The 13,927-nt window shown below is 68.4% G+C and carries 13 protein-coding genes and 1 pseudogene; 6 read left to right on the top strand and 8 right to left on the bottom strand.

Annotated features, from left to right (window positions below; all coding sequences use genetic code 11):
• Positions 1-7: 7 nt before the first annotated feature.
• The 6 genes from EGX94_RS04110 to EGX94_RS04085 are packed head-to-tail and all read right to left on the bottom strand — an operon-like array spanning position 8 to position 6,209.
• Complete coding sequence (locus EGX94_RS04110) at positions 8-802, bottom strand: enoyl-CoA hydratase/isomerase family protein (protein ID WP_021797837.1); 795 nt, start codon at positions 800-802, stop codon at positions 8-10.
• A complete protein-coding gene (locus tag EGX94_RS04105) occupies positions 799-1,752 on the bottom strand; it encodes an amidohydrolase family protein (protein WP_051245608.1) in 954 nt (317 codons plus the stop codon). The genes EGX94_RS04110 and EGX94_RS04105 overlap by 4 nt, the downstream gene beginning before the upstream one ends.
• Positions 1,745-2,530, bottom strand: a complete 786-nt coding sequence (locus EGX94_RS04100) for an SDR family NAD(P)-dependent oxidoreductase (RefSeq protein ID WP_021797859.1) — start codon at positions 2,528-2,530, stop codon at positions 1,745-1,747. The genes EGX94_RS04105 and EGX94_RS04100 overlap by 8 nt, the downstream gene beginning before the upstream one ends.
• Positions 2,527-3,912 (bottom strand): SDR family oxidoreductase, encoded by a 1,386-nt coding sequence (locus EGX94_RS04095; protein ID WP_021797850.1) that lies wholly within the window; start codon positions 3,910-3,912, stop codon positions 2,527-2,529. The genes EGX94_RS04100 and EGX94_RS04095 overlap by 4 nt, the downstream gene beginning before the upstream one ends.
• Positions 3,909-5,222, bottom strand: coding sequence for a beta-ketoacyl synthase N-terminal-like domain-containing protein (locus tag EGX94_RS04090; protein ID WP_021797843.1), 1,314 nt, complete (start codon positions 5,220-5,222; stop codon positions 3,909-3,911). The genes EGX94_RS04095 and EGX94_RS04090 overlap by 4 nt, the downstream gene beginning before the upstream one ends.
• A gap of 3 nt (positions 5,223-5,225) precedes the next feature.
• Positions 5,226-6,209, bottom strand: a complete 984-nt coding sequence (locus EGX94_RS04085; protein ID WP_021797867.1) for a ketoacyl-ACP synthase III — start codon at positions 6,207-6,209, stop codon at positions 5,226-5,228.
• A 274-nt stretch (positions 6,210-6,483) separates the two neighbouring features.
• Between EGX94_RS04085 and EGX94_RS04080 the strand changes: the two genes are divergently transcribed.
• The 6 genes and pseudogenes from EGX94_RS04080 to EGX94_RS04060 all read left to right on the top strand — a co-directional run bounded on the left by EGX94_RS04080 (position 6,484) and on the right by EGX94_RS04060 (position 12,258).
• A complete protein-coding gene (locus tag EGX94_RS04080) occupies positions 6,484-7,779 on the top strand; it encodes a beta-ketoacyl-[acyl-carrier-protein] synthase family protein (protein ID WP_021797871.1) in 1,296 nt (431 codons plus the stop codon).
• A 1-nt stretch (position 7,780) separates the two neighbouring features.
• Positions 7,781-8,302: pseudogene (locus EGX94_RS14280) on the top strand (CoA-transferase); the annotation flags it as partial.
• 261 nt (positions 8,303-8,563) lie between these two features.
• Positions 8,564-9,451 carry a hypothetical protein gene (locus tag EGX94_RS13675; RefSeq protein WP_226906118.1) on the top strand — a complete coding sequence of 296 codons (888 nt, stop codon included), beginning with the start codon at positions 8,564-8,566 and terminating at the stop codon, positions 9,449-9,451.
• On the top strand, positions 9,448-10,479 hold the full coding sequence (locus EGX94_RS04070; protein ID WP_021797851.1) for a ketoacyl-ACP synthase III: 1,032 nt from the start codon (positions 9,448-9,450) through the stop codon (positions 10,477-10,479). The genes EGX94_RS13675 and EGX94_RS04070 overlap by 4 nt, the downstream gene beginning before the upstream one ends.
• A 31-nt stretch (positions 10,480-10,510) precedes the next feature.
• Positions 10,511-11,437 carry a 3-oxoacyl-[acyl-carrier-protein] synthase III C-terminal domain-containing protein gene (locus tag EGX94_RS04065; protein ID WP_192962692.1) on the top strand — a complete coding sequence of 309 codons (927 nt, stop codon included), beginning with the start codon at positions 10,511-10,513 and terminating at the stop codon, positions 11,435-11,437.
• Positions 11,438-11,445: 8 nt separating this feature from the next.
• Positions 11,446-12,258, top strand: coding sequence for an SDR family NAD(P)-dependent oxidoreductase (locus tag EGX94_RS04060; protein ID WP_123825925.1), 813 nt, complete (start codon positions 11,446-11,448; stop codon positions 12,256-12,258).
• Here EGX94_RS04060 and EGX94_RS04055 read toward each other — a convergent pair.
• Both EGX94_RS04055 and EGX94_RS04050 read right to left on the bottom strand, forming a co-directional pair.
• The gene (locus EGX94_RS04055; protein ID WP_021797855.1) at positions 12,245-12,889 is read right to left on the bottom strand and encodes a response regulator transcription factor; all 645 of its coding nucleotides are present in this window, start codon (positions 12,887-12,889) and stop codon (positions 12,245-12,247) included. The genes EGX94_RS04060 and EGX94_RS04055 overlap by 14 nt on opposite strands.
• Positions 12,886-13,863: a sensor histidine kinase gene (locus EGX94_RS04050; protein ID WP_051383811.1), complete on the bottom strand. Its 978-nt coding sequence runs from the start codon at positions 13,861-13,863 to the stop codon at positions 12,886-12,888. Before EGX94_RS04050 ends, EGX94_RS04055 begins: the two co-directional genes overlap by 4 nt.
• Between the last annotated feature and the right edge of the window lie 64 nt (positions 13,864-13,927).

Genomic DNA, 13,927 nt, shown 5'->3' with positions numbered 1-13,927 from the left:
TGGGGGCTCAACGACCGGTGAAGCGTGGCTGACGGCGCTCGATGCGAGCGCGAGGTCCTTCACTTGCGTCGTCGACGTTCGCCAGGACGGTCTCGTGGAGTTGCTGCTGCGACAGCACGGCTTGGTCGGCACTTTGGTGCTCGGTCTGGGCGCGGAAGGACTTGTAGCAGCCGATGGCGCCCGTAGCGCTGCGGGCCAGGTCCGCTGCCAGGGCCAGAGCGTGCGGCACCAACTCTGTTTCTGCGTGGACGCTGCTGACCAAGCCGATGCGATGCGTCTCGGCGGCGTCCATCCACCGGCTGGTCAGGAAGAGCTCGGTGGCCCGAGGCCAGCCGATGACACGCGGTAGCAGGGCGGCACAGCCTGCGTGGCCGATGGAGAGCACCTTCACCCCGAACCGGGCTGTGTCAGAGCAGAGTCGCAGATCCGCGGCACAGGCGATCTCGAGGCCGGCTCCCGCGACGGTCCCGTTGATCGCGGCGACCACCGGCTGGGGTGCTGCGCGCAGCGCGCTGCAGATCAGCGGGTAGTAGAACTGGCCGCTCTCGTCGGCCGCCGCCGCGCTCAGGTCTTCTGCGCCGGTCAGGGCGAGTACTCCAGCGATGTCGTCCCCGCTGCAGAAGCTGCGTCCAGCTCCGGTGAGCAGCACGGCGCGGACCGAATGGCTGTGCGCGGTCTCTCGCACCGTCTCGAGCAGCGCCTTGCCCAAGCGGGCATCGAGCGAGTTGCCCCGCTCCGGCCGGTTCAGAGTGATCACCCGGATAGGTCCCCGGTCCTCCACGATGAGTACCTCGGACGTCATGCTGCGCCCTCCTGCAGAAGTCGAGTGGCGTTGTCGTGGAGCCAGGCGCGAGCCACCTGGGGGTCGAGGCCCAGCTCGTGGACCTCCGCGGCCACGTGGTGCCGTGGCTTGCGGTGGACCCAGGGCCCCCCGGATCCGAAGAGCACCTGTCCCGCTACGGTGCTGCCCCCGAACTCGATCAGGGGTGCGAACCCGGAGCCAGGCCTGGGCATGCGTGCGGGCCGGTGGGTGGAGATCTCCAGGTACACCTGAGGGTGTCTCTGCATCACCGCCACCATCTCGCGAAGCCAGGGCCAACACCCGTGTCCGGCGACCAGCGTCAGGTCCGGCCAGCGCTCGGCAAGGCGGTCGAACTCCTGCCAGGAGCAGATGTCCATCGCGACGTCGGAGCGCAGGTGCGCGCCGCTGTGCAGCCACACCGGCACACCGATCTCCGACGCGGTTCGGAAGAACCACTCGCACGCGGACGCGCAGGGGCTGATCGCCTCGTCGAAGGGGGAAACCGTGAATCCTCGCGCGCCTTCCTCCACGAGCCTCAGCATGGTGCTGGGCTGGTCAGCCGTCAACGAGATCCCGGCCCACACCTGGGCCCCCGGCACCTCGCGACTGGCCTCGAGCAACCGATGGTTGACGGTCGAGCCGTCGGGAAGCACCTCGGCCATGCCGTGCAGGACCTCTGCGGTGATCCCCTCCTGCTGGTTCTGCTCCGCGCGTTGCGCCGGATCCAGGTCGACCGGCAAATCAGCGACCAGGACGTCCACGACGCGATCCAGGTCGCCCGCGTCCAGCAGCCTGATGACGAGGGCAGGGTCAGCCTGGGCCCACCGGGTCATCAGCGGGGCGAAACGTGTGAGGTAGCGGGGGCCGAACCCGGCCAGGCGCTGGATCAGGGCACGCCAGCTGTCCCGATCCAACCACAGCGCGCAGACGTCCACCACGGGTTCAGGCATGGAGGGATCCGCTCGCGTGCATCTCGCTCGCCAACCGTGGCCAGACCGATTCCAGAGCTGTTCCTGGATGGGTGGGGGAGACTCGCAGCACCGGGCCGAGCGTGAGCCTGACCGGGCTCTCGACGAGCCATCGCACTGTGGCGGCGACGTCCTCTGGGGCGAGCAGTTCTTGGGGGTCGACGCCCACTTTCTCCGGTGGAGCAGCCATCTCCGTGGCGACCCATCCCAGGCAGAGGCAGGCAGACCGGACGCCGGCGTCACCGTTCTCGGCGGCGAGCAGCTCGGTCAGCGCGTTCAGACCTCGCTTGGCCACTGCGTACGGACCGGCGAACGCGTGAGCCTGGAGTCCGCTGACCGATCCGATGTTGATGATCCAGCCGTTTCCCGCGCGGCGCATCGCAGGGATGACTCCACGGGCGAGCTCGAAGGGCACGGTCAGATTGAGGCGCATGGACAGGTCCCAGTGCCGCGGGTCCAGGCTCGCGATCGGTCCGGAGCGGGGGACGGCCGCGTTGTTCACCAGGACTCTCACTGGGCCCCATAGCCCCGTCATGGAGTCCAGCACCTGCTGGGTGGCGCCGGGCTGGGCGAGGTCGGTGGTCAGGACCAGAGCCTGGGCGCCTCGGGCCCGGACCTGTTCGGCGACTCGCTCGAGGAGGTCACCACGGCGGGCTACGAGGGCGACATCGTGGCCCGCCTCGGCGAGTTCGAGGGCCACGGCGGCGCCGATGCCGCTGGAGGCGCCGGTGACTAGGGCGATGCTGGACCGGGAAGTCATGATGCGTACTCCTTGACGTGGGGGAGGGGGACTGGGGGCGCAGGACGCAACGTGCTGACGCCACCGCACAGGCGGACTGGACGGCCGGCGAGCATCGCTGAGCCGGGGCGGAGGAGATAGGAGACGACGGCGGCGACCTCGTCCGGGGTGCTGAATCTGCCGGTGGGAACTCGTTCCACGGCGGCCTCGAGGTAGCTGTCGTGCTGCTCCCGGGCCATGGTGGTGTCTGCGACGCCACCGGGAAGCACTGCACCGGCCCGGATGCCGTAGCGCCCATAGGTGACAGCCAGGTAGCTGGTCTGCTGCACCATGGCGGCCTTGCTCGCCGCGTAGCTGGCGAGCCGAGGTCCGGCGACGGTGTCGGCGGAGAGCGAGCCGAGAGCGACCAAGGCGCCGGGACGCTCCGCGGCGCGCCAGCTCTCGGCAGCCAGCTCGGCCAGCGTGGCCCAGGAGAGGTGGTTGAGCTGGAAGAGCTGCTGCCGTTCATGCGCTGAGGACGGGGGATCCAGCTGCAGGGCGCCTGCGCCGTAGACGACGCCGGTGACGGGTGTCGCTGCCAGCTCGGCCCAGAGCTGCTCCGCTCCTCCTGGCTGGGAGAGGTCCGCCGGGACGATGCGGCAAGGGAGACCACGTTCACGCACGGCGCCGGCCAGCTCGGTGAGGTTGTCCTCGGAACGGCCGCTCAGGACGAGGGAACATCCCTGGTCGGCCAGCCGCTCCACGATGGCGCGGCCGATCTTCGAGCTCGCCCCGGTCACTAGGACGGTCTCGTCCTCCTGACGCGGGCCACCGGGCTCCGGCTCGAAGACCGCGGTACGGCTGGACCCGCTGCCCGCGCGCACGAGCGGCCAGGAGAGCCCGCCGTCGAGGGTGAGGGTTTCTCCGACGAGGTTCTCGGGGCCCTGTGCCAGGAAGCGGATCGTTGCTGCCAGATCATCGCGGGTCACGTCTCGCCGGATCGCCAGGAAGCTGCGCAGGTGTCGCAGCTCAGCCTCGGGCAACCGGTGGCCGAGGGCCGGGCAGTACCCGACTCGGCAGATGTTGATCCTCACGCCTCGGGGGGCCAGGTACGAGGCAAGCCTGCGGGCCTCGAGGAGCGTCGCCTCCTGCTCTTCCGCGTCCGAGTTGTCCTCGCCTGGCGGCAGGTGCTCGATGGCGTCGCTGATCAGGACGAGTCGTCCCCCGCCGTGGTCCGCGAGTCGGAGCGCACGGGCGCGCAACGTGCTCGGGGACGTACGGTGCCTGGGCGAGCCGCCTCCGAGATGCTGGTTGCCCAGGTCCCAGTAGCAGGTCGCCTGCGCAGGAACCATCGGGTCGGGCAGGAAGAAGAGCTCCTCCATCCCCTCGGGCACCCAGTCCGTGGCGATGCGAGGGCCGCTCACAGAGCCTCCACGAGGACTGCGCTCGAGACCATCCCGGTGCCGTAGTTGAACGAGAGCGCGTAGCGCAGGTCAGCATCCCGCGGCGCGTCTCCCGTGACCACGTCGAAGGTGCAGTCCGGGTCGACCTCGCGGCATCCGGCGGTCGGACAGAGCTGTTGCCGCTGGAGCATCATCGTGGTCGCGGCCACGCCGAGGACACCCAGCGGTGCTCCCGAGTGGCCGAAGCACGCCTCCTGCGAGCTGACCGGGAGCGTCGCGGCGCGCTCGCCGAAGACCTCGCGCAGGGCGTGGAACTCCATCTTCTGCAGCGAGAGGTCTCCTTCGGCGCCACCGTTGATGTAGTCCACTTGGTCCGGGGTAGCCCCCGCCACGGCCAGGCAGCGACGGGCAGCGGCGACCGCGCCCCAACCCTTCAGGTCCACCGCCATGGCGCTGCGGAGAGGCCCGCGCCTGGTGCTCTGAGCCGTGATCCGCGAGAGGGGCGCAGCCCCGCGCTCGCGGGCGCTGGTCTCGCGCTCGAGGATGATCGTCGCGGCACCGTTCCCCACATTCGGGCCCCCGGGCGCGCGGTCGTAGGGGCGCATCTGGAGAGCGTCCACGACGCCGGTGAACGAACCATCGAGGTCTGCGACGGCGGTCTTGGCCAGCTCCTGGAAATGGGCCATCCGGTCCGGGTCGTAGTGATCGGCACCGGTGACGACCACCAAGTCGGACTCTCCGGTACGAATCAGCTGGAGGGCCGAGCCGATCAGGATGCCGGTGGTCGCGCACGAGGCCGAGAGCGTGAACGCCGGGCCGGTGCTGCTCAGGAGCGTGGCTTGGGCGAGGAAGACGTCCATCGTGTTGCCCGCGAGCATGGTGCGGGCGATCAGGTCGCGCGCGGCCTCGGCAGTGGTGGACGAGTCAGCCGCGAGGGCGTTGCTGTACGCGACCACCGGCTCGTCGAGGCCGTGGCGCCCCGTCAGGACGGCGGCCCCGCTCAGCTCGGGACTCGTTGGGGTCAGCTCGGCCTGGGCGAGCGCCTCCAGCATCGACACCAGCCCGTAGTGCTGAGCGTGGTTGTACTTGTCCAAGTACCGGGCTTTCAGGTCGGGGCAGCGCTCGGAGACGAGGTCCCGGACGTCGCCGGGGACGACCCCGAAGAATCTGCCGTGGTGGTCGAGGTTCACCGCCCCTGTCGACATCTGCTGCCAGGCGTCCTTGCTGGTGCAGGTCGCTGTTCCGGGCCCTGGCAGGCAGAAACCCATGCCGGTGACGACGACGCGGTCCCGGGGCGACTGCTGCGTCTCCTTCGTCTCGTGGGTGCTCACGGATCAGTCCCTCGTCGTCTCGTCGGGCAGGATTCGATAGAGCAGGCAACCGTAGGACCACACACCGCCGCCCAGCGAGGGAGAGGCGATGAGCTCGCCGCGGTGGGCGCGACCCGTCTCCAAAGCTTCGGAGAGCGTCGACGGGATGGACGCGCTGGAGGTGTTTCCGCGGGTGAAGAAGTTGCTGAGGATCTTCGCGGGCGGGAAGGCCAAGCGTTGGCGCAGCCCTTCCTGGAAAGGCTCGGTCGCCGCATGCGGGATGAGCCAGTCGACCTCGTCGTGCCCCAAGTCATTGCGTTCCAAGATCTCCTGGAACGCGTCGGCGATCGCGATCACGGCGAGGTCGTTGAGCTGGCGCTGGCTGCGGACCCAACCGGTGCGGGGATCGACCGTGGTGGTATGGGCCAGCGTACCAGTGGTGTGCATGACCGAGTCGATCAGCCCGTCCCGGCCGTTCCGGGAGAGCACCGCGGCCCCTGCCGCGTCGCTGACCACCAACTCTCCGGTGGACCCCGGCCGGACACGTCGCGAGAAGCGCTCAGAGCCAATCACCACTGCGTGCTGGTAGTCTTCAGCGGACAGGTACATCGCAGCAGTGTGGACGCCGTGGACGAATCCAGCGCAACCCTGGCAGATGTCGAAGGCCAGGGCCTTGTCGGCACCGATCTGCATGGCGATCAGTGGAGCCCACTCCGGGGCGCACCACCGGTCGGTCCAATTGCTCAGGATGAGCAGGTCGACGTCCTTCGGGTCGAGCCCAGCTGCGCGGCACGCCTCCCGAGCGGCCTGCGCTGCCATGTAGCCGACGTCTTCGGTGTCGTCCGCAACGTGGTGCGCCGTGACGCCCCCGGTACGCCCCAGCACCTTCACCTCGTCGGGCGTGGTGCTGATTCCGGAGACCGCGCTGTTCTCCACGCGGCGCCGGGCGAAGTAGTGTCCGAAGCCGCAGAGCTCGAGACCCTTCCCGATCCATCTGCCCTGATGCATGCTCTCCCTGTCCTTACTTCGGAGTCGAAACATCTCGGCTCGGCCAGAACCTGCTCCGCGTCGAACCTAGGCGATCAGGGTCGCGCCCGGACAGTCACGACTAGTACCTCGCCAGGACTTTCCCGGTACTCCGGGTACTGGTACCCGGAGTACCGCGGCCCGGATTTCCGAGTACGTCTCGACTCTGGCTCGGGCGCCCGGGGCGTCTCGACGATGGTTCGGGCTGATTCGGCCTCCCGTACCGGGCGGACGAGGACCTGAGAAAGGGGCAGAGATGAGGAACTACGAGGGAGATCACGTCGTGATCTCCGGGATGGGTGCGATCCTGGCCAACGCAGGTTCTTGCGAAGAGGCCTGGAGGAATCTCCTCAAGGGGCATTGCGGGGTCGACCGGTTCGACTACACCGGGACGGATGGTCTCCTGCACACCGCGCTGGCTGCACAGACCCGGGACACGGATTATCGCGCTCTGCTCCCCGATCTCTCCGAGCGCCATCTGCGCAAATGCTCGAGAGACATCCTGGTCACCATGGCTGCTGCCGAGATGGCGGTGCGGGACGCCTGCCTGTGCGGTGAGACCCCTTCCATCTCTGCCACGATTGAACCGGGGCGGGCAGCGATCTACGCGTCGACCTCCCGGGGGCCGCTCCAATGGTGGCACCAGCACTACACCACGAGCGGCATCGACTGCGGCGGCGCCCTTCAGCCGCACGACGGGATCCTGGCGTCGATGGCCGGCTCACCAGCCACGATGACCGCCATCCGGTTGGGCGTCGTGGGAGAGGTGCTCACGCTGAGCAACGCCTGCATCGGCGGGCACCAGGCCCTGCGGCTGGGAATGGACAGCATCGCGAGCGGTCGTAACGACGTAGCGATCGTCATCGGTCACGAGTTCCCGATCGTGCCCGGCGTGCTGGACATCTACTCCGCGGAGAAGACTTGCGTGCTCTCCCGGGCGGTGGCAGCACCGAACGGGGCCATGAAGCCGTACGACGTCAACCGGGACGGTTTTGTCCTCGGTGAAGGAGCGGTGGTTCTGGTCCTCGAGCGCCAGAATCGTGTGCGTGCTCGAGGCATGTCGGGTTATGCGGTCATCGAGGACGTGATGAGTGCCAGCGAGGCAGCCCATCCCACTCGGATGGACACGAGTGGTTCCTTCATGGCGAAAATGGTCGAGCAGCTGTTGGCGCGGAACGGCAAGACCCCGCGTGACGTCCAGTACGTCTGCGGACACGGCACGGCCACCCGGCTGAACGATCTCGCAGAGGCGCGTGCGCTCACCCGTCTCTACGGAGAGGACCCGAGGACCTCGCCGCCGCTGACCTCGATCAAGCCGGTCTTCGGTCATCTTCTCGGTGCCTCGAGCTTGCTGAACTGCATGGCCACCGCGCTGATGATAAAGAACCAGGTGATCGCGCCGACGGCCAACTGCGCCGAACCGGATCCCGAGTGTCCCCAGGACCACGTCACCGGCGGTCCGCGCGAGACGAGCATCGAGAACGCGCTGTCCTTCGCCTTCGCGATCGGGAGCCTCAGCTCAGTGACCTTGATGCGCAGGGTGGGGGTCTGAGATGGCCGAGTTCTGCACCCCTGATGAACTCGTGGCTCGGTGGATCGAGCCGGAGGATCATGTTCACCTCGCTTCCACCATGTCGCGTCCCAACGCACTGATCCGGGTGCTGGCCAGGACCTTGGCGGGCCGAGCGAGCCTGACGGTGAGCGCCAACGCGATCCATGCGATGGGGCACTGCCTGACGATGGCCGGCGTCGTGGGGCGGGCTCGGACCGCGTTCGTCGGTGACACGATCCCTTCTCCCCGACCGAACGCGATGTACAACCGGCTTCCGTGGGGCGATCCCTACCCCGTGGAGGAGACAAGCCTGCTCTCACTCAACCTTCAGCTCCTGGCAGGAGCGTGCGGCTTGACAGAGATCGCGGTGCCCGCACTCGTCGGGTCAGACCTGGATCCGGACCCGGAGGTCGGGCCAGCGCCACGGACCCTGCCCGCACTGCGCCCTGACGTCACGCTGGTGCATGCTCACTGCGCGGACCGCGCGGGGAACCTGTACCTGTGCGGGCCTTCCGGTGAGGGGATATGGGGGAGCCTGGCTGCTCGACGCGGTGTCCTGGCAACCGTGGAGATCATCGTCGACCAAGCGCCCCGCGGTGGGTGGAGCATCCCTGCTCAACGGGTGCTCGGGATAGCCGTCTGCCCGATGGGCGCGCACCCGCAGGGGCTACCGGCTTTTCCTGAGGTGGGTCTCGCTGGTTACCTCGACGACTCCGAGTTCCTGGTGGACCTGGCTGATGCGTGTGGCACAGAGGAGACCCGTCAGGCCTGGTATCACCGGTGGGTGGAGAGACCTCAAGACCAGGAGGCCTACTTGGTCGCCTTGGGCGAGGAGCGGGCTCGCGAGCTCCTCCTGAACGAGGACGGGACTGGAGAGGCCGGTGATGGCCAAGTCACGGCGAAAGGCTTCTCGTACAGCCTGCGCGAGCTCACGGTGGTGGTGGCGGCACGAGAGATCGTCGAGTTGGTCCGTTCTCGTGGCTACCGCTCCATCCTCACGGGCATCGGGACGGCCCAGCTCGCCTGCTGGCTGGCGGCCGAGCAGCTGCGGGCCGAGGGGGTCGAGATCACGCTCCTCACCGAGCTGGGCATGGTGGACTACCGCCCTGCGGAAGGGGATGGCTTTCTCTTCAGCCAGCACCACGTCGAACGCAGCAGGGTCTGGGCCGGGACGCTGGAAGTCCTGGGTGGGCTGGTCTCGGGCGGGAAGGGTGTCCTCGCCGTGCTGTCGGCCGCGGAGATCGACCCGCAGGGGCGGCTCAACGCGAGCCGACGCGCGACGGGCGAGTTCCTCGTCGGCTCCGGGGGCGCCAACGACATCGTGACCAGCACCGACACCTTGGTGGTGGCGCGCGGCGGTCGCGAGCGGCTGGTGGCGGAGGTGGGTTTCGTCACCTGTCCTGGGGAGCGTGTCACCGGGCTGGTGACGGAGCTGGGGCGCTTCCGGCGGTCTCCCGAGGGCGACCTGAGGTTGGCGAGCTGGTGCGGGGCGCAGGTCCCGACCCGGGAGGCGGCAGCATCCGAGGCGCTGCGAAGGACCACCGCCTGGCCCACGCGACCAGGACCGGATCTGGAGCAGGAGGCCCAGCCCTCGCGCGCGGAGCTGGAGGCCCTGCGCGCCTTGCAGGCAGGAACGAGATCGAGGACGAGCGAGCCGAGGAGTGGATCATGAGAATGGGCTCGAACGTCCCCGTGAGGCTGGCAGGGATCGGGCACTACTTCCCGGGAGAGCCGGTGACGAATCGCTTCTTCGAGGAACAGGAGGGGCTCGGTATCGATGATCGTTGGATCGTCGAGCACACGGGGGTCTCCGCACGGCACTGGGCCGGAGATGACGAGCGCCACATGGACCTGGCGGCGCGAGCGGTCCGTATGGCGCTTGCCGATGCCGGAACAGAGGCTTCCGAGGTGGACCTGCTCATCGGGACCACGGCGACGGCTCGCCCGTCGACCAACCCGACGACGCGCGAGAACTCTTACGCCGACCTCAGCCTGCCGCTCCAGGCACAGCTGGGCATGACGAAGGCGGCCTGTTTCGACGTGTCGGCCCTCGCGTGTGCAGGCTTCCTGCACGCCAGCCTGGTGGTCCAGGCCCTCCTGGGGGCCAGCGATGCCCAGACGGCCGTCGTGGCCTGTGCGGAGAGCCCCCGTCCGATCCTCAACCTTCACTACCGCAACAGCGTGCTCTTCGGCGGTGGTGCGGCAGCTGCGGTCTGGACACGAGCGTCATCGGGTGCCTGCAACGACCTCCGCGCCGGCGTCATCGGGTCTGACGGTCGGCACTTCGGAGCCTTCGACATCGATCCGACCGGTGCGGTGATAATGCGAGGCAAAGATGTCAGCGCCTTCGCCCCCGACTGCCTGGTGGATGCGGCGCGGGCCGCCGCCGCCGAGGCGGGGACGCAGGTGCAAGACATCGCCTGGTTCGTCCCGCACCAGGCGAATATCAACCTGATCGACGAGGTGGTCGAGCGCTTGGGCATCGCTCAGGAGCGGGTGGTGACCAACCTCAGTCGACGCGGGAACACCTCCAGCGTCGGAGTTCCGGGGTGCCTCTCGGAGGCCGTCCACGGGGGCGTCATCCGCCCGGGGGACAGCGTCTTGACCTGCAGCGTAGGTCGCGGGTTCAGCTGGGCGGGGATGGTGCTCAGCTACTCCGGAGCGACGGCAGCGGGGGTGTGGCGTGACGGGCATGCCTGAGCCAGGACGGCCGACCGGGTCGGACCCGCTGGTGATCACCGGGTACGGGCACTACTTCCCCGAGGATCGAAGGGCGCTCGATGGATTTCCGGCGCTGCGTCCCGGACATCCGGAACAGGCAGTGGTCGGTCACGCGGTCCCGAACTCACGGCACGTGTGCGCACCGGGCGAGGGAGTGGAGGAACTGGCCCTGGCTGCTGGGCGGCAAGCGTTGCAGGATGCGGGTCGTCAGCCGAACGAGGTCGACCTGCTGATCCTCTCCTCCTGGACGAACCCGATCCCGTTGCCGGCCCGAGCGCCGGCAGTCGCCGCGCGGCTCGGGTCCTCGCGGGCCCTGGCCTTCGATCTCAACGCAGCCTGTCTGGGTTTCCTGCTCGGCCTGCGACTGGCAGGAGAGCACCTCCGGAGCAACCCCAGCTCGGTGGTGCTCCTGGTGGCTGCAGACCGGTTCAGTCAGAGGGTGCGTCCCGGCAGCCGCGGTGAGCTCGTCTGCGGCGACGGTGCGGGCGCGGTGGTGCTCGAGTCCGGCGCGGCAGAGGGGAGCACCGTGCTGGACGTCGCTCTGCGCTCGGAGGGAGAGCTCGCTGGTGTGGTCACGGTTCGTGGCAAGGGCCAGTGGATCACCAGTCGCGAGGACGTCGCCGAGGTGGCCTCGGGAGCCATGATCGCCCGGGCGACAGAGGTGCTCGAGCGCTGCGGGCTTGGCCTGCCCGATATCGACTGGGCCGTCCCGCACTCCGGGACGGCCCAGGTGCTGGAGAGCCTGCACGGCCGTCTGGGGCTTCCCCCGGAGCAGGTGCTCACCAACTACCAGCACCGGGCCAACACCGGGAGCGCCACGATCCCGTCGAGTCTTTCGGAGTTTCGACGCAGTGGCCATCTCCGGGCCGGGGACCTGGTCCTGGCCCCGTCTGTCGGTTCCGGCTGGTACTCCGGGGCCATGCTGCTGAGGATGTGATCCGGGCCATGCCGGAGAGACACGCCGCTCGCCGCGCGGTGGTGGTGGGTGGTAGCCGAGGGATCGGCGCCGCCACCAGCCTTCGCCTCGCTCGTGAGGGCTGGCAGGTGGTCGTCCTGTCACGCGACGAGGAGGTCGGCGGACGCTTGGTGCGACGTGCGGCTGACGTCGGGTGCAGGGGAGTCGAGTGGCGATTCGGTGACGTGACCGACGCAGGACAGATGGATTCTGCCTTCGACAGGCTCCGCGAGGAGGGAGGGGTGTCCGCCTGCGTCGTGACCGCGGGTCGGAACCTTTCGGCGCCCCTACTGCGGCGCACCCCGACAGGCTGGCAGCGGCACGATCCAGAGGCGTGGCGGGAGCTGGTAGACCTCAACCTGACTGGCACCTTCAACGCCGCACGCAGCGCCGCGCCGTTGCTCGCAGAGGCGGGCGACTCGACTCTGGTGCTCCTGTCGAGCTGCTCACGGCATGGGTCGGCAGGCCAAGGGGCGTACTCGGCGACAAAGGCGGCGATCTCCTCGCTCGCTCGCACGTGGGCCTTCGAGTTGGGCCGGCTCGGTATCCGGGTGCTTGCGGTGGCGCCCGGAGTGGTGGACGGAGAGGCCTTGGCCCGCCGTTTCACCGCGGAGCCGATGTATCGGCGGTACATGCAAGATCTCGCAGACCACCAGGCGCTTCCCGGCTTCGTGCCGGAGGAGGAGGTGGCTTCTGCTGTCGCTTTCGCTCTGGAGAGCACGTCGATGACGGGAACCACCCTGGAGATCGACGCGGGCGGCTTCCCGGCTCGGCTGGTTCGCAGCTCCGTCAGGGGTCGATGAGACCGACGCGTATCGCATAGCGTGTCAGCTCCACCCGGTTGGTGAGGCCCAGCTTGGTCAGGATCCGGCTCCGATGACGCTCCACCGTCTTCTCGCTGAGGAAGAGCTCCTCCGAGATCTGCCGTCCAGACCATCCCTCCGCGATGAGCGCGAGGACGTCGCGTTCGCGCTCGGTCAGGATAGCGTGGTCACCGTTGATGAGGTGCTGCTTGAGCAGGGTGCGGATCGTGCCGGTGAACAGGACCGGCTCGTCCCTGAAGGCTGCGAGGCAGGCTTCGGCGAGGTCTTCGCCGCTCACCGACTTGTGCACGAAGCCGGAGGCTCCGACCCTGAGTGCTTCGAAGAGATAGGGATCGCTCTGGTTGATCGACATGAGAAGAACCCGTGTGCGGGGCGACGCGGCGGAGATCATCCGGCTGGCCTCGAAACCGGACAGGCCCGGCATTGAGACGTCGAGGAGCGCCAGGTCGGCCCGGTGGGTCTGTACCGCCTGCACCGCCCGCGCCCCATCCTCGCACTCAGCCACGACCTCCAGCCGAGGGTCATTGTCCAGCATCAGACGGACGCCTTGGCGCAGCATGGCATGATCATCGGCCAAGACGATGCGGACGGGTCCGCTCGCGGCGGTCACGGCTCGGTCCTCACAGATCCGGATGAGGGCGGGAGAGGAACTCGCACTTCGACGCTCGTACCGATGTCGGGGATGGCCACGATCGAGAGCTCACCGTGTATCATGGCGGCGCGTTCCTGCATGCCCTGCTGTCCGCTGCCCGGTGTGCCGGTCCGGCCGGTCCCGTCGTCCCGGATGCTCAACAGCAGTCGGTCTGCGTGCTCGCAGAGAACCATGGTCGCTCGTGTCGTGTGTGCATGGCGCACGACGTTGGTCACTGCCTCTTGGGCGATCCGGTACAGCGCGAGCTCGGTGTTCGGCGGCCAACGTCTGGGGCTGGGGCTTCGCTGCAGGCTGCAAGTGAGCTGGAGGTCGGTGGTCTCGTTGATCCGGTGGCAGAGCTCGCGCAGCGCGGGGACGAGCCCGAGGTCGTCTAGCGAGCCGGGACGGAGCCGGGTGGATATCGTCCGCACCGTGTCGAGCGTCTCGCGGAGGGTACTGCTGAGCGCACTCATCTCCGGGTCGGGGGCGTGCAGAGCAGAGCCGTTGATGCTTGCGGAGCGCACTTGGTGGAGCGCGAGGGTAAGGCTCTGACCGACCTCGTCGTGCAGCTCTCTGGCGATGCGGCGCCGCTCGGACTCCTGAGCCTCAAGGGCGAGAAGGGCCGCGTGATGCCGTTGCCGGCCCATGCGGGTCACGAGCAGGTTGAATTCGGACGCCAGTCGGCCCACCTCGTCGTCACGGTAGACGCGCACGGGCATGTTCGGCCGCTCGGTGCTCTCCTGCAAGGCGGTGTGCAGCTCGCGCAGAGGGTCGAGGCTGCTGCTGACCAGCAGCGCGGAGATCGTGAGCGCGACGAGTGAGCCGAGCGCCGTCAGCGCCAGCCCCAGCGTGACGTTGCCCGGTTGATTCCAGACCGCGACGATGACGACCGCTGCCGCAATGAGGCATGTCACCAGCGGAGGAAGATACAGGCGCCAGAAAAGTGACATCATTATCATTCTAGCAAATGTCGAAAGCCTCTCGGGGCGCCGAGCCAGCTCTTGTGCCACGAAGTTT

The sequence above is a fragment of the Propionibacterium acidifaciens genome, assembly GCF_003798325.1.
In the GTDB taxonomy this organism is placed as follows: Bacteria; Actinomycetota; Actinomycetes; order Propionibacteriales; family Propionibacteriaceae; genus Propionibacterium; species Propionibacterium acidifaciens.
Note: the sequence above shows the minus strand (reverse complement) of the source record. Positions and strands in the feature narration are given on the sequence as shown.